Genomic DNA, 24,476 nt, shown 5'->3' with positions numbered 1-24,476 from the left:
TTGAACGGCTGAAGCATGCTATCATAGAGCTGTGTTCGAAAGGAGGACACTATGCTCATTAAAGTTGAACATCTTATTGAACAAATGGAACGACAAATAGAAAAGATGAAAGGAGCGGCAAGCAGGGACAGCTGGATAGATGTAAAAGAAGCGGCATCCGTTATTGAAAGTTACTGTCATGTGATAAAAGGCAGTCAGCAAGTAGATGAACCACTTCAAACATCAACACTGCAAAAGCCAGTTGTACAATCTCCTGTTCAACCGCCTCCACAAAAACCAGTACTCAAACAGTCAACGACAGAAGCAGATGAGCGAGAAGAAAAACGAAATTTGCTTGATTTTTAGACAAATGGACAAAAGGCGATTATCCTTAAATGGATGGTCGCCTTTTTTTCAAACACAGGATATTCAAGGCCGCCATTCTACAAGCACACCATAATTGTTTGATTCTACGTCTGGTAAATAGTCTTTTTCAATGCGAACAACGGTTAATCCTTGTTTTAACATAAAGGAAAGAACAGGGTCCGTTCTCTTACCTGCTTGTACACTCTCGACGTATTCTTCTATGGGTAATGTTTGTGCATAGTGATGATAACCAGGTAATCGACTCCCCGCGGCATAGCGGTGCAACTGTAACGTTCGTACGGTTTCTTTTCTTGCATCATAAAGGGCTTTTGCAATTCCAAGATTTCTGTACGTCGGATGTACACATAAATCAATTCCATACAACGTCTTACCATTAGGGTCATGGGTTTGCCGAATGGTTCCATTATCACTTATGTCACTCCAAGAATGAGAATGGTCGGCAGCATTTGTTAACAGCGATGTAGCTGAACCGACGATGGTGTTATTGTATTCAGCAAGAAGGGCGCCTTCTGGAAAGGTGTCTACATGAGCTGAGATGTCATCTTTACTCCAAAGTTGTTCCCCTGGATAAGGCGGTGGAAATGCTTCTTTTTGGACTTGTAATAAACCATCAAAATCAGCTAAAGTATAAGGACGAACGCGTATCATACCATCCCCTCCGAATTTCGTTTACCTTATCATAGCATGGGCTTGAATGGAACGCGATGGATGGGAATTTAACAGGAATGAGTGTTATATGGAAGGAGTGCTCGAATATGGGAAAACTTTTTATTTTCATTGGTGCGATTGTCATGGCGCTAGCTGTAGCCATTGGTGCATTTGGCGCACACGGTTTGGAAGGGCGCATTAGCGAGCGGATGTTAAAAAATTACCAGACAGGTGTACAATATCATATGATTCACGGTATCGGTTTATTGTTTGTAGGGGTACTGTCGGTAAAAATGCTCGGCAATCAAATGATTCATGGAGCAGGTTGGGCGTTTTTAATAGGTATTGTTCTTTTCTCGGGTAGCCTATACGTTATGGCGCTAACAGGCATAACGAAGCTTGGTGCCATTACACCTATTGGCGGACTTGCTTTTATTGTTGGCTGGATATTGCTAGGAATTGCGGCTATGCGCCATTTTTAAATAAGCAAAAAGAGGCTGGGACAAAAGTAGATAGACAGACCAAAATGACGAACATTCCTGAAAATAGGAACGTTCGTCGTTTGTTTTATATGAAAATGAGCGGAAGGATTCTCCTGTAGCGGTGCTACTCAACATATTTTAGACTATTCGTCTTTTCAAATACTACTTTTCGTTATGTCCCAGCCTCTTTGAGTTAGCGAGGTGAATACTGGGATAAACTCGGTTCATACCCATATTGGTATGTATAATCAATTGGTTCATCAAACGTAATAAAATCTAAATTCACCATTAAAAGTAAATAATACTCTCCGGTTTCTGGATTGCCAATAATAATGTGGTCGCGTCCGGCTTCTTCAATGCGACCGCGAAACACTCGCGCATTCCATTCACTGTTGCCTTCAAATGTCTGATGAACTGTTACAAGTTTGCCGCGATTTAAACGCAAAATATTTTCAATAAATGACTGTTCAATTGGCAACATGCTTGCATCTACACCTGACATCTGCTGTTGAACAAAGCCTGGCGTCTGGTAGTTTTGTGAAGAAAAGTAAGGCTGAGGCGATTGTTGTTGCATAGATTGTTGGCCATACATCGGTTGGCCTTGCATAGACTGCCCTTGGTGGTGTTCCTGCCCGCTCCCTTGGCCTTGTTGCCCACCTTGATTTTGCCACTGATTTTGGTACATGTGATCACTCCTTTTTAATCTTAAAACGTATTAAAGACTTCTTCGCATTCAGCTGGTGTTGGTTGATAAAAGCAGTGTGCTTTGTAACGGCCTGTGTTCCACTGCCCCCACCATTCTGCTGGACAAGGACCGTCAGGACGAAAGAACCATAATGCAAATTCGGCTGGATAGAAGCGTTCCCCATTAATAACCCTTCTCGCCAAACGTCTATCTCGTTCACGAGCTCGTTGGTAAAAATAGCTTTTCTGAACAGCTTCAAAACCACCTGGAGACTGATAAGCCATATCGGGAATGCTATTAACCCCTCCAAAGTCTAAACATCTCACTCTTGTCCGGTTCACCATCACGTTCCCCGCCATGAGCATGCCCTCTTCTCCTTCTCCTTCTGCTTCTGCTCGCATTAATCGTGCTAATACATCAACATCACTGGAATTTGCTTTTATAACGGCCATTTCTTACACCTCCGCAAAGATAGACTGACGTTGTTCGTTAGTGGAAGTCGAGTCAAACCACATATAGGTTCGTTCCATCATATGTATAATGGGTTACAAATATGTCTACTCGTTAAAAGATCAAAAATGAATTAAGATAGAAAAAAAGAAGAATAGTCTGTAAAATAGAAAGGGCTAATCCATTTTTAGTCAAAATGACCATCTTCGATTTTGCAGTGTTAATCAGGAGGGATTTTAAGAGAGTGAAACCATTATAGAAGATGAACCGTAAAAAAAGAAAGGCTAATAAATGATAGCCGTTTAGTTGGTATATAGCTGAAGCCGAAATAGAAAGGGTTGACTTTAATGACGTTAATCATTGATAACGTAGAAAAACAGTTTGGGAATCATACAGCAGTGGATGGTATTTCAGTAAGTGTAGAAAAAGGGCAAATGTTTGGCATGCTCGGAGCAAACGGCGCAGGTAAAACAACGACGTTCCGAATGATTATTGGCCTATTAGAACCTTCAAACGGAACGGTGACGTGGAACGGACAAAAGCTATCGTACAAGTACACAAATCTGATTGGCTATTTGCCAGAGGAACGAGGACTTTATCCTAAGTTAACAGTTAGAGACCAACTGATTTATTTAGGAAAGTTAAAAGGAATGAAAAAGAATGTCATTATTGATGAAATGCGTTTATGGCTAGAACGCTTTAAAGTGACGGAATATGAAACGAAAAAAGTAGAAGAGCTTTCTAAAGGGAATCAGCAAAAGATTCAGTTTATCGCAGCTGTCTTACATAAACCGGAATTGCTCATATTAGATGAACCTTTCAGTGGTCTTGATCCAGTTAATTCAGATATGTTGAAAGCAGCAGTGCGCCATATTCAAGATCAAGGGACAACGATTGTGTTCTCTAGTCACCAGATGAATAATGTAGAAGAAATGTGTGAAGACATTATTATGTTGAAACGTGGTAAAGCGGTTCTTCAAGGAAATTTAACGGAAATTAAACGCGGTTACGGTATTAAAACCGTTTCTATCTCCGCTGATTATGACTTGAGTTTTCTAAAAGAACAGAATCAGGTTACCCAGTACACGGAAACAAAGAATGGTGTGAAAATTCAAGTGGAGAATGAAGACGCTGCGAAAGAGATTTTTTCCATTCTTGCTGACAAAGGGTTTGTTCGTAAGTTTGAAGTGGAAGAGCCGAGCTTACACGATATCTTTATCGACAAAGTAGGGGGAGATGCAAATGAATAATTTCGGTACAATTGTTGCACATACATTAAGCGCTAAAATCCGCACGAAATCGTTTTTAATTTCATCGGCATTTATGATGCTTCTTATTATTGGCTTAACAAATATTACAACTATTATAGATTTATTTTCAGATGGAGATAGCGATAACGCTACGAAGATTGCCGTTGTGGATGATAGTGAAGATGCAGGCATTATCGCACAAAGCTTAACCGGACCGAGCGAATTCGAGGAAGAGACAACGTTTGTGCTAATGGATAATCAATCTCTAGAAGACGCTTTAAACGAAGCTGAGGACGGTACATATGATGGGGTTGTGCAACTAAAAGGTACAACTGATTCGTTAGATGTTTCTTTATATAATGATTCTACAACTGTGGCTATGGATGTGGAACAGCAGATTCAGCGTTTAAAAGAAGGTGTATTGACGAGTGAGCTAGATATTAACGAAGAACAGCTTGCTGCGGTCTATCAGCCAATTGCGTTTGAACAGTTATCATTAGAAGAGGGCGAGGCAGTAGAAAGTGAAGAAGAAAGCGCGGCTTCCTTTTTTACAGTCTTTGGCATTACGTATGTGATTTTCTTTATCGTCATTCTTTTTAGCACAATGATTGCAACCGAGGTTGCTACGGAGAAGTCATCACGAGTAATGGAGCTACTCGTTTCAAGTGTCAATCCAGTTGTCCAGATGTTTGGTAAATTAACAGGAATTGCCCTAGCCGGTGTTGTTAACTTATTTACGTTGCTTATTGCGTTTGTGATTGGTATGACCATCGCTGGTGAAAACATTTCAGAGTTTCTATCTTCTGATGTTATTGATCTAACACTTATAGGTTATGGTATTGTATCGATTGTGCTTGGCTACTTTATTTTCGGTGGGATTGCCGCTATGCTCGGCGCTCTTGTCAGCCGAACGGAAGAGGTCAATCAGTCTGTACAGCCATTGATTTTTCTTGCATTGATTGGGTTCTTTATTGTGTCATTCAGTCAAGGTTCACCAGATTCCCCATTCGTTACAGTGGCCTCTTATATCCCATTTTTCACACCTCAGCTTTTAATTTTACGTGTGGGTGTAGGGTCGATCGCTCCATTTGAAATTGCGTTGTTAATTGGCATCATGGTCATTAGCGCAATTATCATCAATGTCATTGCAGCTCGTGTTTACAAAGGCGGCGTACTGATGTACGGGAAGTTATCCTTTAAGAAGAATATTAAACAAGCCCTGGCTGTGTCGAAAAAAGAAAAATAAATACAGGAAAACAGATTTGTTCTTGCTCAGTGAGTATGGTAAGATGGGAATATTGTGAAAAGGTATCGGAGGAGGTGATGGAGGATGATTGATTTATTTCTAGAGCTATCGTTTATATGGATTCATGTTGGTATATTGCTTCCTATTCTTGCTTGTTTAGCATATGAGAACATTAAGCTCCACAGAATGCATGTGAAGATGAAGCGTCCTGTTCGTAAAACGTTAAATACAGGAAGAATGATTGATCTTCCTCCGTCGCCAGTTACTACTCGCGTACGCCCGAAGATTCCGTACTTTCGAGATAAGAGCTGTCAAGATGACGATGAACTGTACTTTGTTGTCTAAAGAAACAGCGATGTGAGACAACAAAGGAGGAAATAGAGATACGTATGAAAAGGAAAATATTTTTAACAACTAGCTTATTGTTTATGGCAGTAGTACTTGCTGCCTGTGGAATAGACGAGCCTATAACGGCTGACTCTGAAGGCTTTTGGAACTCATTTTTTGTCTATCCAATGTCATTTTTAATTCAATTCTTCTCTGATTTGACTGGAGGTCATTTTGGTTGGGGGATTGTCATTGTAACCATCTTGATTCGTTTGCTGATTCTGCCACTTGCGTTAAAATCACAAAAAAGTTCGCGAGCGATGCAGGCGTTAAGACCTGAAATGCAGGAGATTCAAGAGCGCATGAAAAAAGCGCAAGGGAATCCTGAGAAACAACGAGAAGTGCAATCGGAAATGATTGGTATGTACCAAAAGCATGGCGTTAATCCAGCCGCTGGTTGTTTACCTGCACTTGTGCAAATTCCAATTGTTATGGCGCTTTATTTTGCAATAATGCGAACGGAAGCAATTGGGCAAGGACCTGAAAGTGATTTCCTTTGGTTTAATCTTGGACAAATGGATCCAGTTCTTCCGTTTATTGCTGGTATAACAACATTTGTTCAATTTAAAATGTCGATGAGCCAAATGCCTGCTAATCCGTTAGGTGAAGGGATGCCAAACCCAATGAACATCATGCTGTGGATTATGCCAGTAATGATTATCATTGCCGGATTGACCTTGCCATCAGCATTAGCGCTTTACTGGGTAATCGGTAACATCTTCATGATTGTTCAAACTTACTTTATCATTGTACGCCCGAACTTGAATAAAGAAGATGTTGAGAAAGATCGTGCATAAAAGAAAAGTTCATCGCCACTGGCGATGAACTTTTTTTACTTATAGCTGAAAATACTTAGAGAGCGCTTCCTTCTCCAACAGATTGCCGACATAGAACGATCCGAACTCTCCATAACGAGCCGAAACTTCATCAAAGCGCATTTCATAAACCAATTTTTTAAACTGAAGCACATCGTCAGAAAATAATGTCACGCCCCATTCCCAGTCGTCAAAACCTACAGAGCCGGAAATGATTTGTTTTACTTTACCTGCGTAACTGCGCCCAATCATGCCATGACTACGCATTAAGTCTTTACGCTCTTCCATTGGCAGCATGTACCAGTTATCGTTGCCTTCACGTCGCTTGTCCATCGGATAGAAACAAACATGCTTCCATTTAGGAAGTTCTGGATAAAGGCGTGAGCGAACATACGGATTTTCATAAGGATCTTCATCAGATTCTTTTGCTAAATAGTTGCTTAGTTCAACAACAGAAACATAGGAATAAGTCGGAAGCGTGTAATCGGCTAGTCCAGACTTATCTAAAGCAAGCTCAATCTCATTTAATTCTTCCATTGTTGGACGAAGGAGCATAATCATAAGATCTGCTTTTTGACCAACGATGGAATACAATGCGTGACTTCCTTTACCATTTGCTTCTGTATCGTTCCATTGGTTCAGTAGTGCCGTAAATTCCTCAATCATACCATCCCGCTCGTTTTGTGGAACCGCCTTCCATGAGCTCCAGTCAATCTTGCGAAAATCGTGCAAAACATACCAACCATCAAGGGTTTTAGCTGCTTCATTCATCGTACAAATCCTCCTCTAATGATCTCTCTATACACTATACCATAAGGAAGGGGAAATGCTGAGTGAGAAACGTTATCGCTTACTTTTATTCACAAAATAGTCAAGTGCTACACGATGTTCTTTTGATTCACTGGCTTCTCGTTGAGCAGTAACTTCCATCTCTAATAGCTCTGCTAAATGATGATCAAAGCTCTCTCTGAAATTGTTTTTCATTAACCGATAAGCTGTTGGTGGGAGTGCTAAACAGCTTTGTATCGTTTTATCAATATTGTCAATGCTACTAATTAACCCGATGTCTAACGCTTTTTCGCTAGAAATGGTATCCATTATAGCGAGCTCCAACGCTTTAGGGTAGCCGACCAATCGAGGCAAGTAATAAGACATTCCTGCATCAGGAACAAGGCCTATCTTTAAAAACCCTAAACCAAAGCTGGCTCCTTGATCTGCAACCCGATAATCACAAGCGAGTGCGATACTAAGACCTGCTCCTACAGCAACACCATTAATATGAGCAATAATAGGCTTCCCAATGTGAGCCATAAGGGTAATTAATTTATTGTATGTTTCTCTTAAAATTCTTCCGTAATTTACATTTTCTAAATCGTTAGGATCAATGGATTTTAAGTCTGCTCCAGAACAAAAGGCATTTCCACTTCCTGTTAGCACAATAACACGAACTTCACTGTCTTCGTTCGCTTCTTCAAATGCTGTATAAAGTTGTTCGTGAGCCTCATCGTTTAAAGCATTTCTCACTTCTGGTCGATTCAAAGTAATCGTTGCAACATTGTTCTTAATAGCTAGTTTTACTAGTTGGTCACTCATAAAATCCTCCTAGAATGGTTTTCTACATAATTCGATTAGAACGAATGAAAACCCTTTAATTATATGTAAGCGTAATCAATGTGTCAATTTTTAAAATTAACGCTTTATAGGAGTCTGTTTCCTTTTCTTCTAAAGCAGGGTATCCTAAAATAGAAGAAGAACGAAAACTGAAGGAGGTTATTTAACGTGAGTAATTTATTTGCTGATATTAAGCAGCAGGTAGGGTCTCATAAACCAAGTATCGTATTGCCAGAAGGAACCGATGAACGTGTTCTTGAAGCTGCGGTTAAGCTTGCAGCGGATAACGTAGTTGAACCGATTGTAATTGGAAATCCAGACGAGATTGCGTCTCTTGCTGATAAAATAAACGTAAAGATTGATGATGTTACCATTTATAATCCAAAGACGTATGCACATCTTGATGCTATGGTCGAAGCTTTCGTTGAAAGACGTAAAGGGAAAGCAACGGAAGAGCAGGCACGTGAACTTCTTATGGATGTAAACTATTTTGGGACCATGCTTGTTTACATGGAAAAAGCAGATGGCTTAGTGAGCGGTGCGGCCCATTCAACTGGCGACACAGTTCGTCCAGCTTTACAAATTATTAAAACATTACCTGGTATTAAACGCACATCCGGTGTGTTTATCATGGTAAAGGAAGACAAAAAGTTCGTGTTCGGTGACTGTGCGATTAATATTTCACCTAATGAAGAAGAGTTAGCTGAAATTGCAACAGCAACGGCAGACACGGCTAAATTGTTTGGAATTGATCCAAAGGTAGCGATGCTGTCATTCTCAACTCTTGGCTCTGCATCGTCTCAAGAAACGCAAAAGGTATCTGCAGCTACGAAAATTGCTCAAGAAAGCCGTCCAGACCTTGTTATTGATGGAGAATTCCAGTTTGATGCAGCGTTTGTACCTGCAGTTGCACAGAAGAAAGCTCCAGATTCACCATTAAAGGGTGAAGCCAATGTCTTTATCTTCCCTAGCTTAGAGTCAGGAAACCTTGGCTATAAGATTGCTCAAAGACTTGGTGGCTACGATGCGATTGGACCAATCTTACAAGGGTTAAATAAACCAGTTAATGATTTATCTCGTGGCTGTAACGTAGACGATGTGTATAAGCTAAGCTTAATTACCGCTATGCAAGCTATTACGCAAACAGAAACGCAAAAAGCATAAGAAAAAGCTTTCGGTTTAGAATCCGAAAGCTTTTTTTTATTGAAGACAACGATGTTGACGTTGCGTCACCCGCTCAAGCTGTGCTTCAAAAAGAAGATCTTCTTCTTCTGAAAGCATATGGGGTTCAAGGGATATACCAAAGGTTGACGCAGTGTCAATTGTACGTTGAACAATTTCTTCTACTGTATAGGTCGTATTTAGTAACTCATTTAATGAACCCATAACGGCTGGGTCAATGGAGGGGACAGTGTAGGAAGGTTTCGACTGCCCGATGCCGTGTTCATACATTTGTTTTACCATGTGAGCTCTTTGGGCTCCGCTGCCTGTTACACATAAATAAATTTGCACAGCAATTCCCCCACGGATTCTCCGCTGTGAAATGCCTGCAAATTTCTTGCCGTCAATACTCAAGTCGTAGCTTCCTGGGCAATAGGATCCCACCACTTCACCTGTTTGAATAGTCGCTTGAGGAAACAGGGCGCGAATCAACGCAACCATGCGCTCGTATCCAGCATCAATAGAGGAAGTTGTTTCGCCAGGGAAAATAAGAGAAAGATTGAGAACACCGTCATCTAACAAAACGGCTAAGCCTCCAGAATTACGAACGACAACGTGGTAGTTGTTTTTTTTAAGAAACGTTATTGCTTCATTGATATAGTCTAAACGCGAGTCCTGTGTCCCTAATACGATTGTGTTTTGATGAACCCAAAATCGAAGGGAAGGTTGGTCTTTTTTGCCTGCAAGGGTACAAAGCAAATCGTCATACGCAAAAGAATGCAATGCACTTGTTTGTAAAAATTTTTTGCTGTGATCAATAAGCTTCCATGTGCTCACTTTAGACTGGAATGGTGATGCGTTAACCAATAAAATCATTCCTTTCATGCCGCTACTAGTATACCATGTAACTAGCCTTCCTATAAAAAGGAAGTTGCGCAATTTGAGTCCAGCCGTTATACTGAAAAAAGTTTTACAAAAAGTAAGCGATTTAGAAAATGTTTGTGAAGATTGTAGAAAATAGAAAATGGAATAGAAAGAATGTCGAATACGTTTGGGGGAAGTTAAATGGATAAGAACAAGCTTACACGGAATATTTTATTAGGTTTATTATTTGGTGCGTTATTAGGTCTTATTTTGCCTTATTTTTCGCAAGATGTATTTAACTGGTTAAATCAATATCTATTAGATCCAGCCGGTACGGTCTTTTTACGTCTCATAATGATGGTGGTTGTTCCGCTTGTATTCTTCTCGCTGGTTGTAGGTATTTCTGATTTAGGAAGCCCAAAGCAACTCGGACGAATGGGCATACAAACGGTTATTTTCTTTCTTGCTACTTCTGCTATCTCATTAACCATTGGAATTATTGCCGCTCAAATTGTTCAGCCAGGTTCACCAGGACTTCTCGGTGATGGCATTGCTGAGGATTATGAAGTAGCTGATTCTGTACCAATTATGGATACTTTAGTCAATATTATTCCAAATAACCCAATTGAATCAATGGCGAATATGGAAATGCTCCAAATTATTTCGTTTGCTATATTTGTTGGACTTGCTATGGCCATGCTCGGTAAAAAAGTAGAAACAGTCAAAGTATTTTTTGTACAAGCTAACGACATTATGATGAAGATCGTTACATTCGTCATGGCCTTTGCTCCGATTGGTGCCTTTGCACTAATTGCATCTGCTCTTGGTGAAGCAGGATGGGAAGCAGTAGGCTCGCTATTGTCTTACTTCCTTACAGTTACAGGTGTATTAATTTTCCATGGTTTTATCGTATATGGATTAATTGTGTACTTCTTAGGAAAAATGAGTCCTGTGAAGTTCTTTAAAGGCTTTGCACCAGCAATGACAATGGCATTTAGTTTGTCTAGTTCAAATGCTGTGCTCCCTTTGTCGATGAAATCTGCTCAAGAAAACTTAGGTGTCTCCAAGCAAGTGTCTGGATTTGTTCAACCCCTTGGGGCGACCATTAATATGGACGGTACAGGTATTATGCAAGCTGTGGCAACCGTCTTTATTGCCCAAGTGTATGGGGTCGATTTAACGATCACTCAAATGCTTATTATCGTTTTAACGGCGACACTGGCAAGTATCGGAACAGCAGGGGTGCCTGGTGTCGGCATGATTATGCTTGCTATGGTCTTAACTTCAGTAGGATTGCCGCCAGATGCTATTGGTTTAATTATTGGTATTGACCGTTTACTTGATATGATGAGAACAGCTGTAAACATTACAGGTGATGCGGTTCTAGCGGTTATTGTCGATCGAAACGAAAAGCGGCGGGGCGAAATCTCTGCTTAACTCACTAACGAAACTCAAACCGATTCTTCGGTTTGAGTTTTTTTTATGAGATCAAGCCTTTTTTTAAAGAAGGAGAAACTTTATAATAAGAGGGATAAAAGGGGGGAGAAACATGTCCATAAGGCTGACAGAAGAAAAAGTGTTTAAAGATCCTGTTCATCGCTATATACACGTGCAGGATAAGTTGCTGTGGGATTTAATTGGAACGAGTGAATTTCAGCGTTTGCGAAGGGTTCGTCAATTAGGGACGACATCGTTTACCTTCCATGGTGCGGAGCATTCCCGATTTAATCACTCCCTCGGTGTTTATGAAATCATGAGGCGATTAATCACCAACTTTAGCGATAAACCGATGTGGAATGATGAGGATCGACTTTTAGCGCTTAGCGCAGCCTTACTCCATGATATTGGGCACGGACCGTTCTCCCATTCGTTTGAAAAAGTATTTGATACGGATCATGAAGAATGGACGAGGTTGATTATTCTCGGTGACACAGAGGTGAACGAGGTGCTTCGTCACGTACATGCAGATTTCCCGAAAGAGGTTGCTGCCGTCATTGAGAAGACGTCTGCAAACAAGCTTGTAACGAGTATGATCTCAAGTCAAATTGATGCAGATCGGATGGATTATTTATTAAGGGACGCTTATTATACCGGTGTGAGCTACGGTCAATTTGATTTGGAGCGCATTTTGCGGGTAATGAGACCGATGGGCGATCAAGTCGTTGTAAAAGCGAGTGGTATGCACGCCGTAGAAGACTATATTATGAGTCGCTATCAAATGTACTGGCAAGTATATTTTCATCCGGTTACGAGAAGCTCTGAAGTAATCCTTAGTAAGATTCTGAAACGGGTAAAAGTGTTGCACGAAGAGGGGTATCCGTTTAAACAGCCTCCTCATCATTTTGAGTCGATTTTCTCGAACGCAATGACAATTGAAGATTATTTACAATTAGATGAATCTGTGATGCACTATTATTTTCAGTGTTGGCAAAAAGAAGAAGATCCAATCTTGGAAGACTTATGTCATCGGTTTTTAAATCGACGTTTGTTTGCGTATGTAGAATGTCATCCGAACGAGCGGTTAACCGATATAATAGCTCTGCAAGAACTATTTTGGGAAGCTGGAATGGACCCAGATTACTATTTGGAAATGGATTCCTCCTCAGACTTGCCATATGACGTATACAGGCCCGGGGAAGAGCAGAGGGTACCGATTCAACTTCTCATGAAAAACGGCCAATTAAAGGAGCTCTCAAGCGAGTCAGATGTAGTTGAATCCATCTCAGGAAAGAAACGAACGGATCATAAGCTCTATTACCCGGCTGATACGATTGCCACACTTGACACTACGATTAGGCTTAAAATTGAATCTATTTTGGAACAAATGTGAGGAGGGGTAACGTGCTAACCCATCATGCACAAGTATTGAACCTTTTTTCTTTATGTGAGAAAACGATTGAACATAAGAAGCTGCAGAAAATCATTTACATTGCTAAGTCCTTTGGAGCTCCGTTTGCTGAAAAATATCGCTATCACCGGTTAGGTCCTTATTCGGAAGATTTATTTGTACGATTGGAAGAGCTGTGCAATCTCCATTTTCTTCAAGAGGAACAGCACAATGTTGATGCTGTTTATGTATTAACAGAAGAGGGAGAAAAATTTTTACATACATTGCGGACAAAGAAAGAAAAAGACAGTTATACTTCTATGTATAAATCTTTAAACGAACAGTCACTAGCAACCCTTGAACAAATGGCAGCTCTGCTTTATTTTCAGCAAATGGAAGGCGATGGTGTTCGTGATCCTCATCTTATCTCTCGCTATTCAGATCAAGAGTGGCTCCATGCGGAAACTTATTTAACAACGCTAAGGGAACGTCAAGTATTCTATGAAGGTTCATAGTCTTACATTTTATTTTACAGCAGTTTTGTAGTTATGGCGCGTATCGTTGTATACACTAAAGGCAAGAGAACACCATGACAAGAGAAGAAAGGTGGCGCCATCTTTGCTCAGCTTTACATTCATGCTACTTATGTTCGCTGTGGGCATCCCGTTAATTCTAATCTTAATTTTATCGTCACCAATGATGGGTTTGACTGTTGTTGCGGTCATTCTGTTAAATTGGTTTTTTATATCACACTACGTGCGCAAACATCATAGAGATGCGCATAGTAAAAAGGAGTGTCCGTAATGGGAACGCTCCTTTTTACTTTTATTGATCGCTTTGTCGAACCCCTGCAACTCCGAAATTAGTCGGCTTCATTTCATCAATGATAACCGAGATTCGCTCTTTTGGAGCTTGTGTTGTTTCTGAGACCGCTGCAGTTACTTGCTCAACGAGTGCTCGCTTTTGGTCATCACTGCGACCTTCAAGCATTTGAATGGTTACGATTGGCATAAAAAAACTCCCTTCTTATAGCATACGTTGAGTATACCAGAAAGGAGTTTTCTTTTATTCAGTAAAAAGGGCTAAAGACTGATTAAACTGTGAATCAACGAGGTCTGCAACAAGAACATAACGTTCAGGTGCAAAACCAACAACATGAAATGGATAACAAGTCGTTAACGTTAGTTGCGCATCGTCTGTGGAAACAATAACGGTCCGATCATCCTCATCAACAATGCGAACGGTGTGGACTTGATAGGTAAACACACCGCTCTTTGTTTCCACGATAATCTCGTCTCCTTCACCTACATCGCCTAAATGATGAAAGACGGTGTTGTTATGACCGGATAAGACGCTGTTGTCATTTTCACCAGGTAGGACACTCCCGTCAAAATGACCGACCCCGCGATCAAGCTCCTCATCACCAGTGCCATGAATGATTGGCCAGCTTGAGTTTAGCGTAGGAATTGTCAATTTCCCCATAACTTCACCGATTTTTGGCTGCCACTCACTCACTTCAGGGTTTATTGTTGAGGCAAGAACGGGCTCGCTCTCTCCTTTTCCTGAAAGGGTGTGGGCGACCAACGTTTCTTCCGTAGGCATGAACTTGTAAAGGGCATAGCCATGTAGAATTTTAAACCCTGTAGTTGTTGTAAGATAAGCACCAAAAGCGATTAACAGAACAGCAAAAATCGTTAAGATCGTCTTTTTAACGTTTCGTTTCCGCTTTTTAAAACGTGCCACGACTTATACAGCCTCTTTCTTCATCGAACGACGGAATACAAGTAAGCCAGCTCCCATTAATCCAAGACCAAGTAAAGCGAAAAGTGGGTAGTTGCTTGATGTTTTAGGCATTTTCGCACCATCAACCGTCTTTGTCAGCTTTTTAGATGTGTCGCTACTATTGTCTCCACCTGATGTAGGCGCTTTTTTAGCTGGTGCTTCGCCACCGTTTTTCGGTGTTTCTTTTAATGATTCTTCTACTTCTTTACCGATGTTGTTCACATCATCTAAAATATCTTTAACGAAATGGGAGTTAAACATCTCTGGAGTGATATAAAAATCAGCTAAAAAGTCGCCAGATTCATTATACAATTCAACAAGAAGTTTATATTCTTTTTCAATACCTGATTTCGCTAAAGCTGCTAAATCGACTGGTTTTTTGTCTTGACCAGCTTTGTCAACGTAATAAGCTGGTTGTAATTTTAGTAAATCAATTGCTTTTTCGCCAATTGCGAAAAGTTCAGCAATTTCTTGTGCGTTTAATTCTGTAATGGATTCAAAAGCGCCATCACGGAAAGCAAAACCACGCTCTTTTAATGCGTTCAAATCTGCTGATAAATGTGGGTTTGTTTCTCTTACTTCAAGGAAATGCATCATTAAGTTCCATAATTCTTCATCACTAAGGCTAAACTCTTTTAAGTAACCCGATAAGTCAGGAAACTCATACCAGTCATCATCACCAAAATGTGTCCATAGGAACATATCTAAGTCATCATAGAAAATAAAGTAATCCATTGAAATCATTAACTCTTCTAATAAAGCTAAGAAATCATCTTCAGAAACTCCGTAATCTTCTAAAAGTTGATAATAACTTTCTTCAGTTAATAAGTCACCTAAATAATCCTCTAATTCTTCGACTGTACTAAACTCGTCTAAAGCGATTTGCCAGCGATCATTTAAATATATTTCAAGCTCTTCTTCAGTCATGTCTATGTACGCTAAGTACTCATTTAGCTCGTCCTGATCTAATGAGTGGGCAAAACTAAGACTCGGTGCAATAAGAGATAAAAGCAATGTAAAAATAAGTGATAAGGACAATAATTTTTTCATGTGTTCCCCCTATATTCAGTTGTCATATTTTTCTTGCAAGGTAATTATATAGTGATATCCATTCATTTGTCACCATAATATCGAAAATTTTAGAAAAAATTTAGAATTAGTTCGTATATGCACAGAAATGCGACAAAATCCTTCTAAATGCTCCAAATTATTCGTGCATGGTATAGTGAATGATCTGAAAATCAACTTATGATACAATGAATTCATGAATGATGAAACTAGAGAGGGCGGATGATCGTGGATTTGCTCAATAATAATAATTTGAAGAAGGCGAAGAAGTCTTCAAACTTTACGATTCTTAGTAACGATTCTGATGCGACAGATGGCCATGGTGGATACGGAGCTGGTCTCATTAACTTAGATCATATGACGCCATTGTTTATTAATATTGATGAACAAGAGGCGTTTGTTGATATGGGGGCGCTTCATGCACGTTCTGTTGTTGAAAAACGGGTGAAGTTTATTCCAACCCTCGAAGATGTCCCAACAGAAGGTATGAAGCGTTATTGGCTAGTTTGGATTACAATTGAGACAAAAGATAAAAAACCTTATTACAGTGGCGTTTCCGCCTGCTATATGACAGTAAACAAAGGGGCAAAACGTGGCTATAAAAGCATGCCAGAGCATGTGAATCAGATGGACAAAGCATTAAAAGGAAAAGTATCGGTTGAAGATATGGATGCCTCTTCTCGTAAAGTGTTAGCTGATTTCTTAAAAGGACATAGTGAAGACATTTGGAATGCATCATCAACGTTGCAAGAAGCGTTAAAAATTTGAACAAATTGTGAATAAAGGATAAGATCTATTGTTCTTTTAATGTCTTTGTTTTACGCTTACTAGTGCTAGGACAAAAAAGCAGCCGAGGGTGTACGTATACCCCTCGGCTGTTTTTTTATAGTTTTTTCAATTCGTCTACAAGCTCTGCGAATTTTTTCATTGCTGCTTCGATTGGTTCAGGAGTGGTTAAATCGACTCCTACCGCTTTAAGGAGCTCAAGTGGGTCAGCTGAGCTTCCGCTTTTAAGGAACGTTAAATACGATTCAAGGACGTCTTTATCGCCATCTAAAATCTTAGTGGCAATTTGAATGGCTGAGGCGAATCCTGTTGCGTATTGGTATACATAAAAGGCACGATAGAAGTGAGGGATGCGAGACCACCCATATTTCACCTCATCATCAAATACAATATCTGGACCGTTATAAAGGCGGAAAAGCTCTTCATATAGTGTATTTAAGTTTTCTGCATTTAGCGATTCACCGTTTTCTGCTTTTTCATGGGTTTGCTTCTCAAAATCAGCAAACATTACTTGCGTGAAAAAGGTACCGCGGAATTGTTCAATGAAATGATTTAACAAGTAAGCTCTCATTTTCTCATCCGTCGTTTCATTTAACAAATAGTTAATTAGCAAAACTTCGTTTACTGTCGATGCTACTTCTGCAACAAAAATGCGATAGCTTGCAGTTATTTGAGGTTGATGTTTGCTTGAATAATGACTGTGTAGTGCGTGACCCATTTCATGAACAAGTGTAAATAAGCTGTTTAAATCATCGTGATGATTTAAGAGAACAAATGGATGGACACCGTAAACGCCCATATTGTAAGCGCCTGAACGCTTGGCAGGTGTTTCCCTTACATCAATATAGCGTTTATCTTTAAATTCTTTTAAACGCTCAACGTACTCCTCACCTAATGGCTGTAAAGCATGAATCATCGTGCTGTATGCTTCCTCATACGGAATGTCAGCTTTGACACCAGGTACAATGGATGCATTTAAGTCGTATTGACGTAGTTCGTCAACACCAAGCTTTTCCTTACGAAATCGACTGTACTCATGTAATGGTTGAATATGGTTCCTCGCTGCCGAAATTAACTGATCGTATACAGCAGGATCAATATCGTCCGCAAAAAGAGCTTTTTGCAGAGCCGACTCATAGTTGCGTACTTTCGCCATGGTTGCATTCTTTTTAATTTCCGCACCGAGGGTTGTAGCAATCGTATTATTTAGTTCAATGTACGGCTTATAATAAGCTTTATACGCTTCTTTTCTTTTATTTCGATCTTCGTCTTCAATTAACTTTGCATACATGCCTCTTGTTAACTGAACTTTTTCTCCTTTTTCATTGGTTACGTCACCAAATTGTATGTCTGCATTATTCAACATACTAAATGTTGCGCCAGGAGCTTGAAACGATTCACTCAGTTGCGAAAGAAGTTCTTCTTTTTCTTTTGTAAGAACATGGTCTTTAAAACGAAACGATTTCCATAGTTCGTCTTCGAAATACTCAAGTTCTTTTTCTTCTTTTAAGTAAGAACGAAGCGTCTCCTCGTTCAAGCTTAAGAGGAATGGCATGAAAAACGCCGTTGATTCACTTACTTTCACTCCAAGCTTTGTTGTGCGATCGTTTAACGTTTGTGCATGGGAATCCCTTGTATCAATGTCGGTTAAAAACATGGTATAGGCAAATACTTTTCGCAAATGAAATGAAAGCTCTTCTTGTGTTTTTAAGTAGGCTAACAAATCGGAGCCACTTGTAATAGCACCATCATATGTTTGTAATTTGTCACAGATGCTTTCGCATTCTTCTAATTTAGCGCGCCATTCCTGTTCATTGTTAAATAAATCGGTCAAATCCCACTTTTCATGATCAGGGACTTCTTTTCGTGTTGAATATGTCGTCATCTAGACACCCCTTCGAAGTTAATAGCGTATTCGTTCTAGTGTAGCACGCAAGCGGTAAATTATGTTTGAATCTAACATTTTAAAAACATTTCAGGTGATTTGTCAGCTTAAAAAATATATTTTTCGTTAGACAATTGAATTTTTTAGATAGGATTATACTTTTTATCGTTGAATGAGTTACATAGTGAACTTTCTAATAAGTTCGAGAGATGTTATGAGTGCGTAAATATCTAGTGAAAGTGAATCATAGCAAAGAATAAAAAGTTTGGGTCAGTGAGAAGAATATTCTCTAGCTGCATTCTCGTGTTTTTACGGCTTATTCATTTTTATAAAGAGGGGTGATAATTAATGTCTAAAGCAAAGATGTATACTTACTTAGGAATAGTAATACTTGTAATTTCACTCGTAATAGCATTATTAGTAGATAGGATGATGATATTTATATCTGTAATCCCAGTGTATGGCACATTATTTTTCTATGCGCATAAAGAAAATGTGAATGATCAAAGAAGTGGGTAAACAAAGTATGCCTTACTGAAATCAACATTCCAGGCAAATAAAATTTCTCGGCAAAAGATATGGAAACATTCAAAGCTTTTAAAAAATAGTCGATCACACGTAATTAAAATGAAAATTATAACCGTTTTCTGTGCTATACTGATGAGAAAAGGTGGTGAAAAAGATGCTTGCCCCAGAGCAACGAAAAGCAATTCATGCGCTGCAGCAGAAGGTAGAACATTATGATAAGACGAAGTTAAAAATGAATTGGGATATGCTTGCTCAACAAAATCGTTCTGAGTCTAAAACGGAAGATTACTTTCATTATGATGAAAAAGGTACATTACTTGGGTATTTAGCAGTTTTTCCATTTGGGAAAAAAGTTGAATGCTTGTGTCTTGTTGACCCAGAATACAGACGGAGAGGCATTGCCCGCCATTTAATGACTCAAGCGCTCAGCGATTGGCAACAGCAGGCAGCATCTTTTCTGATTAACACTCCTGAAAACGCTACGAATGGTCATGCTTTTTGTCGGGCCGTTGGGTCTGTCTATCAGTTTTCTGAGCATCAGATGGTTTGTCGCGAAATACCAATGCCTTGTTCAAAGGAGGGCATTCGAATTCGTCCAGCTGTTTCAAGTGATCAAGCATCCATTCAATGCTTAGATAAAGAGGGTTTTGGATTATCTATGGAAGAAACAAATCATTTGAGACCAGACGAAGTAAATGGAACTTATATTGTTGAAGCTGCTGGTGAAGTAGTTGGGAAATTAAGAGTACAGCGTCAAAAAGAAGAGAGTTGGATTTACGGCTTTGTCATTAAGAAAGAGGAGCGCGGCAAAGGTATTGGTCGAGCTGTGTTAACGGATATTGTCCATCGTGAAGTTCGAAACGGAAAAACAGTTTGGTTAGATGTTGTGACGTCAAACGAGCAGGCGTTGTCATTATATAAAAAATGTGGGTTCACTGTAGAAGGTGCCCAAGCATATTATCGTTATAAAGCATGAATAAAGAGTATGGATCTTAATTAGATCCATACTCTTTGTCGTTTTATTCTTGTTCTCGCCGTTCCCACTGATCTGTTTCGACTTCATTTCCACCAATCCAACGAAAGAAGCGTCTGAAAATGCCCTTGTCTTGATCTGGTTCTTCTTCAATTGGTTCTAATTCTTCCAGCTTACTGCAGGATTCGAGCGGTTCTGTTCCCATTAAGAAAGCGGTGGGTCTTCCTCCAGGACAAGAGTCATTCGTAAGCAATCCAGTATGAGGATCGACTGTTTTCATAACAACCCCAGGAGGGCGAGAGAACGGAAGCGTCAGTTCATCTTCCATGGCAGACTGCATGAAATCTGCCCAGATCCGTTTAGCAATTTGGCCTTCTGTAAATTGATTAATGTCTTTCTTCTCATCGTAGCCAGTCCAAACAACTGTGACAAGCTGTGGCGTGTAACCAATCATCCAGCTATCGCGGGGGGTAGATCCTGACTTACCAGCAGTCGGATGAGTCAATTTCTTTGCTACACTGCCACCAGTTACCGACGTATAGCTATTTAGTTCTGGTTCAAATACACCTTTCATCATATCCGTTAAAATAAACGCTGTGTCAGCTCGAAGTACTTGCTGCTGTGAGTTAGTTGGTTCATATATCTTCTTACCCTCTCCATCCGTAATATGACGAATAAACACTGGTGCATGGATTTTCCCCCCGTTTGCAAGTGGTGTATACGCATTGGCCATATCAATAATGGATACGGGCTGTGCACCAAGAGCAAGAGAGGGTAGTTGTTTGAGTTTACCTAAGCCAACGGTTTCTGCAACTTTTACAAGTTCTTCCTCCCCGATAGACAAATGGGTTTTCACTGCGTAAATGTTATCAGAGTAGGAAATCGCTTCGAGCATTGTAATAAAATCGTTCGCATAAATATCGTTATAATTACTAGGCTCGTAAGAATCTCGACCTTCATCAAATGTGAAAGAGGTTGGTTCACTAAGAAATGTTGTCATTGGCGTGAAGCCATTTTCAAGTGCTGCATAGTAAAGGAACGGTTTCATCGTCGAGCCAGGATGTCGCTTCGATTGTGTCGCTCGATTATAAGAACTATCCTCATATTCTTTTCCTCCTACAAGTGCCTTCACCTCGCTTGTTCGAGGGTCAATGGCAACAAGTGCCACTTGCAAATCACCTTCCGGCATATAATGCTCAATAAGATCTTCTGCTTGTTGCTGGAGAGTAGGATCCAGTGTTGTCTGAACGCTTAATCCTCCTACTTTTAACTGTTGTTCTGTAAGTTGAGTGTAGTCTTTCATTAAGGCTTTTACATGGTCTTGAAAATAAGGAGCAAGCTCTTGTGCTTCAAGATCCTTTTGATCGGTAAATTGGAGTTTTTCTTCTTTCGCTAAGGAAGCTTCTTCGGTTGTAATAAAGCCTGCCTCCACCATGCTGTTTAAGATAGTATGCTGGCGGGACGTCGCTCGCTCCAAGTCATTTAATGGGGAATAATAGCTGGGTCCTTTCGGCACACCTGCTAGCATAGCCGCTTCTGCTAAAGAGAGGTTCTTCGCATTTTTTCCGAAGAAGTGAGAAGAAGCCGCTTCAATACCGTAGTTACCATGTCCATAATAAATGGTATTTAAGTAGCCCGCCAAAATGTCATCTTTCGAATAGTTCATTTCTAATCGAAGTGAATAAACAAGCTCATTCCACTTTCGCACATACGTTTTCTCATGGGATAAGTATAAGTTACGAGCGTATTGCTGTGTGATTGTGCTAGCACCTTGTCCTTTTGAACCAGATTGCAGGTTCGCTAGGAGCGCTCCACCAATACGTTTAAGGTCAAATCCATAATGGGAATAAAATTTCCGGTCTTCCACAGCAATTGTAGCATCTATTAAATAGGGTGATACCTCGTTTAACGGGACGGTTTTTCGATTTTGACCTGCTTCTTCACGATCAATCATAGAACCATCGTTCGCTAAGAATTGATTAGGGAAAGCAAGTTCAATTGGTGGAGGACCTTGCATTCTAGCATAGGATAAGAGCGCAAGGATGCTTATAATGATGCACATAATTGCAATTAGGCAGTATTTAGTCAACAATTTTACTTGTTTAAAGCGTTTTTTATTGCCTCTTGTTGCTGGAATCAACTTGCTCACCCTTTCGTTCATCATCTCTTTACTAGTTTGGAAAAAAAAGCAGATTTTTAAACAAGAGTTGCAATTCCGCTCTCATCCGCTATACTTGCTCTTAGCAAAGAAATCATGGACACATGGTTTTAACTAAATGAGGTGACAATAGTGGAATTTTGGTTTACAGAAAAACAAACAGAACGATTTGGCATTACGATGAAAATTAAACGCACGCTGCATTCTGAAAAGACGGCGTTTCAGCAACTAGATATGGTGGAGACAGAAGAATTCGGAAATATGTTGTTATTAGATGGTATGGTAATGACAACAGAAAAGGATGAATTTGTGTATCACGAAATGGTGACACACGTTCCATTATTTACACACCCTAATCCAAAGCATGTATTAGTAGTAGGTGGTGGGGATGGCGGAGCGATTCGCGAGGTCATTAAGCATCCATCAGTTGAAAAAGCCACTCTTGTTGATATTGATGGGAAAGTGATTGAGTACTCCAAAAAATATTTACCAACCATTGCTTGTGCCCTTGAGGATGCTCGTGTGGATGTTCAAGTAGACGACGGGTTTATGCATATTGCAAATTCAGAAAACGAATATGATGTCATTATGGTTGATTCAACCGAGCCAGTTGGTCCTGCTGCTAAGTTATTTGAACGAGGTTTTTATGAAGGGATATCAAAAGCATTAAAAGAAGACGGGATTTTCGTAGCACAGACCGATAACCCTTGGTTCCATCAAGACCTTATTACAAATGTATACAAAGATGTACAAGAAATTTTCCCGATTACACGCTTGTATACATGTAACATCCCTACATATCCTAGTGGCATGTGGACATTCACAATCGGTTCAAAAAAACACGACCCTTTAAAAGTGGAAGCGACTCGTTTTCATGAGATTGACACAAAATACTATACAAAAGACATTCATAACGCTGCTTTTGTATTACCTAAATTTGTGCAAGATTTATTGAAGTAAGGAGTGACCTGTATGCGATTTGATGAATCTTATTCTGGCAAGGTCTTTATTATGAGCCGGGCAACTTATGAAGAAGCTGATGCTGTCATTTACGGAATGCCGATGGATTGGACCGTTTCCTTTCGTCCCGGTTCTCGTTTTGGACCAGCCCGCATCCGAGAATCTTCTCTTGGATTAGAAGAATATAGCCCATATGCAGACAAGCATTTAGAAGAGGTTGCATATTTTGATGCTGGTGATATCCCTCTTCCATTTGGAAATGCAGCAAAGAGTTTAGACATGGTTGAAGAATACGTGGAAGGCCTTTTAAATGACGGCAAATTCCCCCTCGGTTTAGGTGGCGAACACCTATTGTCATGGCCAATTTTTAAAGCCATGTATCGTAAATATCCAGATTTAGCGATTATTCATATTGATGCACACGCAGATTTACGTGAGGAGTATGAAGGAGAGGTATTATCTCATTCCACCCCCATTCGGAAGGCTTGTGAATTAATTGGACCAGAAAACGTCTATTCATTTGGCATTCGTTCGGGCATGCGTGAAGAATTTGCTTATGCAAAGGAATCAGGAATGAATCTATTTAAGTTTGATGTTGTTGAGCCGTTGAAGCGAGTACTGCCTAAGCTAAAAGGAAGACATGTCTACGTCACGATTGATATTGACGTACTCGACCCGGCTTATGCTCCAGGTACGGGTACTGCTGAGGCTGGCGGTATTACATCAAAAGAATTGCTGGAAGCGCAAATTCATTTAGCAAAAGCAGATCTTTCTATTGTTGGTGCAGATCTTGTTGAGGTAGCCCCTGCCTATGATCCAACGGAACAAACAACTATTGCAGCTAGTAAATTTGTACGCGAAATGCTATTAGGATGGGTAAACAAACGATAAATACACCTGATAAAGTGCTAAAGGTAGGTTTTTGACAGAGGACCATACTGCTAGCGCTTTTTCATTTTATTGTTCCTTTTTTTGAGAATGGAAACTCTATTCAATTGCAAGACGTATATAAACGAAGTAAAATGGATAAGGAAGTAATGATTGTATGAATAATAGAATGGAATGAACAAATCATGAAGAGGAAAGTCCAGATCTCTTTTCAAACCATGACATATTTAGAAGGTCAGCCACCTGATTCCTTCTCTTTTGTAACGGAAGGCGATTATTATATAAAAAACAACGCCTCTTATTTGCGTTTTAAAGAAGCCCATACTCACGGACAAGATGTGTATTCAACAATGAAATGGGATGGTGAAGAGCTGATGCTGATTCGACAAGGTGGGATTATTATGCGTCAGAGTTTTGCACCGAAACAAGAAACGTTTGGACGTTATGTCACACCCGAAGCTTCATGGGAAACAAAAGCGATTACTGAAACCCTTATTGTGCAACTTCCTAAAGCAAATAAAAGCAAAGGGAAGATTTATGTACGCTACCATTTCTTCTTACAAGGGCAAGCGACAGGCGAGCATGAGATTCGATTGACCATTGAGCGCAAAGAAGAATAAATGACAAGCCAAAAGAGCAAGGGATTGTTCCCTTGC

The 24,476-nt window shown here is 39.9% G+C and carries 27 protein-coding genes; 16 read left to right on the top strand and 11 right to left on the bottom strand.

Annotated features, from left to right (window positions below):
* Positions 1-51: 51 nt before the first annotated feature.
* On the top strand, positions 52-345 hold the full coding sequence (locus E2L03_RS18350) for a YwdI family protein (protein ID WP_038484215.1): 294 nt from the start codon (positions 52-54) through the stop codon (positions 343-345).
* Positions 346-408: 63 nt separating this feature from the next.
* Here E2L03_RS18350 and E2L03_RS18345 read toward each other — a convergent pair whose 3' ends face one another.
* Entirely contained in the window at positions 409-1,014 is a 606-nt protein-coding gene (locus tag E2L03_RS18345; protein ID WP_134260023.1) for a GNAT family N-acetyltransferase, read from the bottom strand.
* 107 nt (positions 1,015-1,121) lie between these two features.
* Here E2L03_RS18345 and E2L03_RS18340 point away from each other — a divergent pair, with 107 nt between their 5' ends.
* On the top strand, positions 1,122-1,496 hold the full coding sequence (locus tag E2L03_RS18340) for a DUF423 domain-containing protein (protein ID WP_038484209.1): 375 nt from the start codon (positions 1,122-1,124) through the stop codon (positions 1,494-1,496).
* A gap of 193 nt (positions 1,497-1,689) precedes the next feature.
* On the opposite strand, the gene gerQ is transcribed toward E2L03_RS18340, so the two are convergent.
* Together gerQ and E2L03_RS18330 are read right to left on the bottom strand one after the other, a co-directional pair.
* Positions 1,690-2,181 carry a spore coat protein GerQ gene (gene gerQ, locus E2L03_RS18335; protein ID WP_038484206.1) on the bottom strand — a complete coding sequence of 164 codons (492 nt, stop codon included), beginning with the start codon at positions 2,179-2,181 and terminating at the stop codon, positions 1,690-1,692.
* Positions 2,182-2,201: 20 nt separating this feature from the next.
* A complete protein-coding gene (locus E2L03_RS18330) occupies positions 2,202-2,633 on the bottom strand; it encodes a cell wall hydrolase (RefSeq protein WP_038484203.1) in 432 nt (143 codons plus the stop codon).
* Positions 2,634-2,978: 345 nt separating this feature from the next.
* Between E2L03_RS18330 and E2L03_RS18325 the strand changes: the two genes are divergently transcribed.
* The 4 genes from E2L03_RS18325 to yidC all read left to right on the top strand — a co-directional run bounded on the left by E2L03_RS18325 (position 2,979) and on the right by yidC (position 6,311).
* Entirely contained in the window at positions 2,979-3,881 is a 903-nt protein-coding gene (locus E2L03_RS18325) for an ABC transporter ATP-binding protein (protein WP_055735467.1), read from the top strand.
* Positions 3,874-5,127, top strand: a complete 1,254-nt coding sequence (locus tag E2L03_RS18320) for an ABC transporter permease (protein WP_038484197.1) — start codon at positions 3,874-3,876, stop codon at positions 5,125-5,127. The genes E2L03_RS18325 and E2L03_RS18320 overlap by 8 nt, the downstream gene beginning before the upstream one ends.
* An 84-nt stretch (positions 5,128-5,211) precedes the next feature.
* Complete coding sequence (locus tag E2L03_RS18315) at positions 5,212-5,472, top strand: hypothetical protein (protein ID WP_134260021.1); 261 nt, start codon at positions 5,212-5,214, stop codon at positions 5,470-5,472.
* 83 nt (positions 5,473-5,555) lie between these two features.
* Positions 5,556-6,311, top strand: a complete 756-nt coding sequence (gene yidC, locus E2L03_RS18310) for a membrane protein insertase YidC (protein ID WP_243839548.1) — start codon at positions 5,556-5,558, stop codon at positions 6,309-6,311.
* Between the two features lie 39 nt (positions 6,312-6,350).
* Here yidC and hemQ read toward each other — a convergent pair whose 3' ends face one another.
* Positions 6,351-7,100: a hydrogen peroxide-dependent heme synthase gene (gene hemQ / locus E2L03_RS18305; protein ID WP_095150967.1), complete on the bottom strand. Its 750-nt coding sequence runs from the start codon at positions 7,098-7,100 to the stop codon at positions 6,351-6,353.
* A 72-nt stretch (positions 7,101-7,172) separates the two neighbouring features.
* Entirely contained in the window at positions 7,173-7,922 is a 750-nt protein-coding gene (locus tag E2L03_RS18300) for an enoyl-CoA hydratase/isomerase family protein (RefSeq protein WP_134260019.1), read from the bottom strand.
* Between the two features lie 186 nt (positions 7,923-8,108).
* Between E2L03_RS18300 and pta the strand changes: the two genes are divergently transcribed.
* A complete protein-coding gene (pta, locus tag E2L03_RS18295; protein WP_038484180.1) occupies positions 8,109-9,104 on the top strand; it encodes a phosphate acetyltransferase in 996 nt (331 codons plus the stop codon).
* A 36-nt stretch (positions 9,105-9,140) separates the two neighbouring features.
* On the opposite strand, the gene E2L03_RS18290 is transcribed toward pta, so the two are convergent.
* Complete coding sequence (locus E2L03_RS18290) at positions 9,141-9,986, bottom strand: lipoate--protein ligase family protein (protein WP_243839547.1); 846 nt, start codon at positions 9,984-9,986, stop codon at positions 9,141-9,143.
* A gap of 180 nt (positions 9,987-10,166) precedes the next feature.
* Between E2L03_RS18290 and E2L03_RS18285 the strand changes: the two genes are divergently transcribed.
* The 4 genes from E2L03_RS18285 to E2L03_RS20685 all read left to right on the top strand — a co-directional run bounded on the left by E2L03_RS18285 (position 10,167) and on the right by E2L03_RS20685 (position 13,596).
* Complete coding sequence (locus E2L03_RS18285) at positions 10,167-11,402, top strand: dicarboxylate/amino acid:cation symporter (RefSeq protein WP_038484177.1); 1,236 nt, start codon at positions 10,167-10,169, stop codon at positions 11,400-11,402.
* A 112-nt stretch (positions 11,403-11,514) separates the two neighbouring features.
* Positions 11,515-12,795: an HD domain-containing protein gene (locus tag E2L03_RS18280; protein ID WP_134260017.1), complete on the top strand. Its 1,281-nt coding sequence runs from the start codon at positions 11,515-11,517 to the stop codon at positions 12,793-12,795.
* Positions 12,796-12,806: 11 nt separating this feature from the next.
* Entirely contained in the window at positions 12,807-13,307 is a 501-nt protein-coding gene (locus E2L03_RS18275) for a YwgA family protein (protein WP_134260015.1), read from the top strand.
* Positions 13,308-13,428: 121 nt separating this feature from the next.
* Positions 13,429-13,596: a hypothetical protein gene (locus E2L03_RS20685; RefSeq protein ID WP_208394371.1), complete on the top strand. Its 168-nt coding sequence runs from the start codon at positions 13,429-13,431 to the stop codon at positions 13,594-13,596.
* Between the two features lie 21 nt (positions 13,597-13,617).
* Here E2L03_RS20685 and thmT read toward each other — a convergent pair whose 3' ends face one another.
* Genes thmT through E2L03_RS18260 form a run of 3 tightly spaced genes read right to left on the bottom strand, consistent with a single transcriptional unit; the run spans position 13,618 to position 15,624 of the window.
* Positions 13,618-13,803 (bottom strand): 2-hydroxymuconate tautomerase, encoded by a 186-nt coding sequence (gene thmT / locus E2L03_RS18270; RefSeq protein ID WP_035394240.1) that lies wholly within the window; start codon positions 13,801-13,803, stop codon positions 13,618-13,620.
* Between the two features lie 54 nt (positions 13,804-13,857).
* Entirely contained in the window at positions 13,858-14,535 is a 678-nt protein-coding gene (gene srtD, locus E2L03_RS18265; protein ID WP_078439997.1) for a class D sortase, LPxTATN-specific, read from the bottom strand.
* Positions 14,536-14,538: 3 nt separating this feature from the next.
* A complete protein-coding gene (locus E2L03_RS18260) occupies positions 14,539-15,624 on the bottom strand; it encodes a processed acidic surface protein (protein WP_134260013.1) in 1,086 nt (361 codons plus the stop codon).
* A gap of 240 nt (positions 15,625-15,864) precedes the next feature.
* On the opposite strand from E2L03_RS18260, the gene E2L03_RS18255 reads away from it, so the two are divergent.
* Complete coding sequence (locus E2L03_RS18255; protein ID WP_176463695.1) at positions 15,865-16,410, top strand: YwhD family protein; 546 nt, start codon at positions 15,865-15,867, stop codon at positions 16,408-16,410.
* Positions 16,411-16,525: 115 nt separating this feature from the next.
* On the opposite strand, the gene pepF is transcribed toward E2L03_RS18255, so the two are convergent.
* On the bottom strand, positions 16,526-18,313 hold the full coding sequence (pepF, locus tag E2L03_RS18250; RefSeq protein WP_134260011.1) for an oligoendopeptidase F: 1,788 nt from the start codon (positions 18,311-18,313) through the stop codon (positions 16,526-16,528).
* A gap of 682 nt (positions 18,314-18,995) precedes the next feature.
* Here pepF and E2L03_RS18245 point away from each other — a divergent pair.
* A complete protein-coding gene (locus E2L03_RS18245) occupies positions 18,996-19,817 on the top strand; it encodes a GNAT family N-acetyltransferase (protein ID WP_051667685.1) in 822 nt (273 codons plus the stop codon).
* A 43-nt stretch (positions 19,818-19,860) separates the two neighbouring features.
* Here the strand turns inward: E2L03_RS18245 and E2L03_RS18240 are convergent, their stop codons facing one another.
* A complete protein-coding gene (locus tag E2L03_RS18240) occupies positions 19,861-21,963 on the bottom strand; it encodes a transglycosylase domain-containing protein (protein WP_236702345.1) in 2,103 nt (700 codons plus the stop codon).
* Between the two features lie 141 nt (positions 21,964-22,104).
* On the opposite strand from E2L03_RS18240, the gene speE reads away from it, so the two are divergent.
* The 3 genes from speE to E2L03_RS18225 all read left to right on the top strand — a co-directional run bounded on the left by speE (position 22,105) and on the right by E2L03_RS18225 (position 24,440).
* Positions 22,105-22,932: a spermidine synthase gene (speE, locus tag E2L03_RS18235; RefSeq protein WP_095150963.1), complete on the top strand. Its 828-nt coding sequence runs from the start codon at positions 22,105-22,107 to the stop codon at positions 22,930-22,932.
* A 12-nt stretch (positions 22,933-22,944) separates the two neighbouring features.
* Positions 22,945-23,823, top strand: a complete 879-nt coding sequence (gene speB, locus E2L03_RS18230) for an agmatinase (RefSeq protein WP_038484162.1) — start codon at positions 22,945-22,947, stop codon at positions 23,821-23,823.
* A 215-nt stretch (positions 23,824-24,038) separates the two neighbouring features.
* Complete coding sequence (locus E2L03_RS18225; RefSeq protein WP_236702344.1) at positions 24,039-24,440, top strand: YwiB family protein; 402 nt, start codon at positions 24,039-24,041, stop codon at positions 24,438-24,440.
* Positions 24,441-24,476 lie beyond the last annotated feature (36 nt).

This window comes from Shouchella oshimensis, assembly GCF_004375095.1.
GTDB classification, from domain to species: domain Bacteria; phylum Bacillota; class Bacilli; order Bacillales; family Bacillaceae_D; genus Shouchella; species Shouchella oshimensis.
Note: the sequence above shows the minus strand (reverse complement) of the source record. Positions and strands in the feature narration are given on the sequence as shown.

Excerpts from the sequence above, each read along its gene's own strand:
- E2L03_RS18350 (WP_038484215.1), top strand. The coding sequence starts at position 52 with ATGCTCATTAAAGTTGAACATCTTATTGAACAAATGGAACGACAAATA.
- E2L03_RS18345 (WP_134260023.1), bottom strand. The coding sequence starts at position 1,014 with ATGATACGCGTTCGTCCTTATACTTTAGCTGATTTTGATGGTTTATTA.
- E2L03_RS18340 (WP_038484209.1), top strand. The coding sequence starts at position 1,122 with ATGGGAAAACTTTTTATTTTCATTGGTGCGATTGTCATGGCGCTAGCT.
- gerQ (WP_038484206.1), bottom strand. The coding sequence starts at position 2,181 with ATGTACCAAAATCAGTGGCAAAATCAAGGTGGGCAACAAGGCCAAGGG.
- E2L03_RS18330 (WP_038484203.1), bottom strand. The coding sequence starts at position 2,633 with ATGGCCGTTATAAAAGCAAATTCCAGTGATGTTGATGTATTAGCACGA.
- E2L03_RS18325 (WP_055735467.1), top strand. The coding sequence starts at position 2,979 with ATGACGTTAATCATTGATAACGTAGAAAAACAGTTTGGGAATCATACA.
- E2L03_RS18320 (WP_038484197.1), top strand. The coding sequence starts at position 3,874 with ATGAATAATTTCGGTACAATTGTTGCACATACATTAAGCGCTAAAATC.
- E2L03_RS18315 (WP_134260021.1), top strand. The coding sequence starts at position 5,212 with ATGATTGATTTATTTCTAGAGCTATCGTTTATATGGATTCATGTTGGT.
- yidC (WP_243839548.1), top strand. The coding sequence starts at position 5,556 with ATGGCAGTAGTACTTGCTGCCTGTGGAATAGACGAGCCTATAACGGCT.
- hemQ (WP_095150967.1), bottom strand. The coding sequence starts at position 7,100 with ATGAATGAAGCAGCTAAAACCCTTGATGGTTGGTATGTTTTGCACGAT.
- E2L03_RS18300 (WP_134260019.1), bottom strand. The coding sequence starts at position 7,922 with ATGAGTGACCAACTAGTAAAACTAGCTATTAAGAACAATGTTGCAACG.
- E2L03_RS18290 (WP_243839547.1), bottom strand. The coding sequence starts at position 9,986 with ATGAAAGGAATGATTTTATTGGTTAACGCATCACCATTCCAGTCTAAA.
- E2L03_RS18285 (WP_038484177.1), top strand. The coding sequence starts at position 10,167 with ATGGATAAGAACAAGCTTACACGGAATATTTTATTAGGTTTATTATTT.
- E2L03_RS18280 (WP_134260017.1), top strand. The coding sequence starts at position 11,515 with ATGTCCATAAGGCTGACAGAAGAAAAAGTGTTTAAAGATCCTGTTCAT.
- E2L03_RS20685 (WP_208394371.1), top strand. The coding sequence starts at position 13,429 with ATGCTACTTATGTTCGCTGTGGGCATCCCGTTAATTCTAATCTTAATT.
- thmT (WP_035394240.1), bottom strand. The coding sequence starts at position 13,803 with ATGCCAATCGTAACCATTCAAATGCTTGAAGGTCGCAGTGATGACCAA.
- E2L03_RS18260 (WP_134260013.1), bottom strand. The coding sequence starts at position 15,624 with ATGAAAAAATTATTGTCCTTATCACTTATTTTTACATTGCTTTTATCT.
- E2L03_RS18255 (WP_176463695.1), top strand. The coding sequence starts at position 15,865 with ATGATCGTGGATTTGCTCAATAATAATAATTTGAAGAAGGCGAAGAAG.
- pepF (WP_134260011.1), bottom strand. The coding sequence starts at position 18,313 with ATGACGACATATTCAACACGAAAAGAAGTCCCTGATCATGAAAAGTGG.
- E2L03_RS18245 (WP_051667685.1), top strand. The coding sequence starts at position 18,996 with ATGCTTGCCCCAGAGCAACGAAAAGCAATTCATGCGCTGCAGCAGAAG.
- speB (WP_038484162.1), top strand. The coding sequence starts at position 22,945 with ATGCGATTTGATGAATCTTATTCTGGCAAGGTCTTTATTATGAGCCGG.
- E2L03_RS18225 (WP_236702344.1), top strand. The coding sequence starts at position 24,039 with ATGACATATTTAGAAGGTCAGCCACCTGATTCCTTCTCTTTTGTAACG.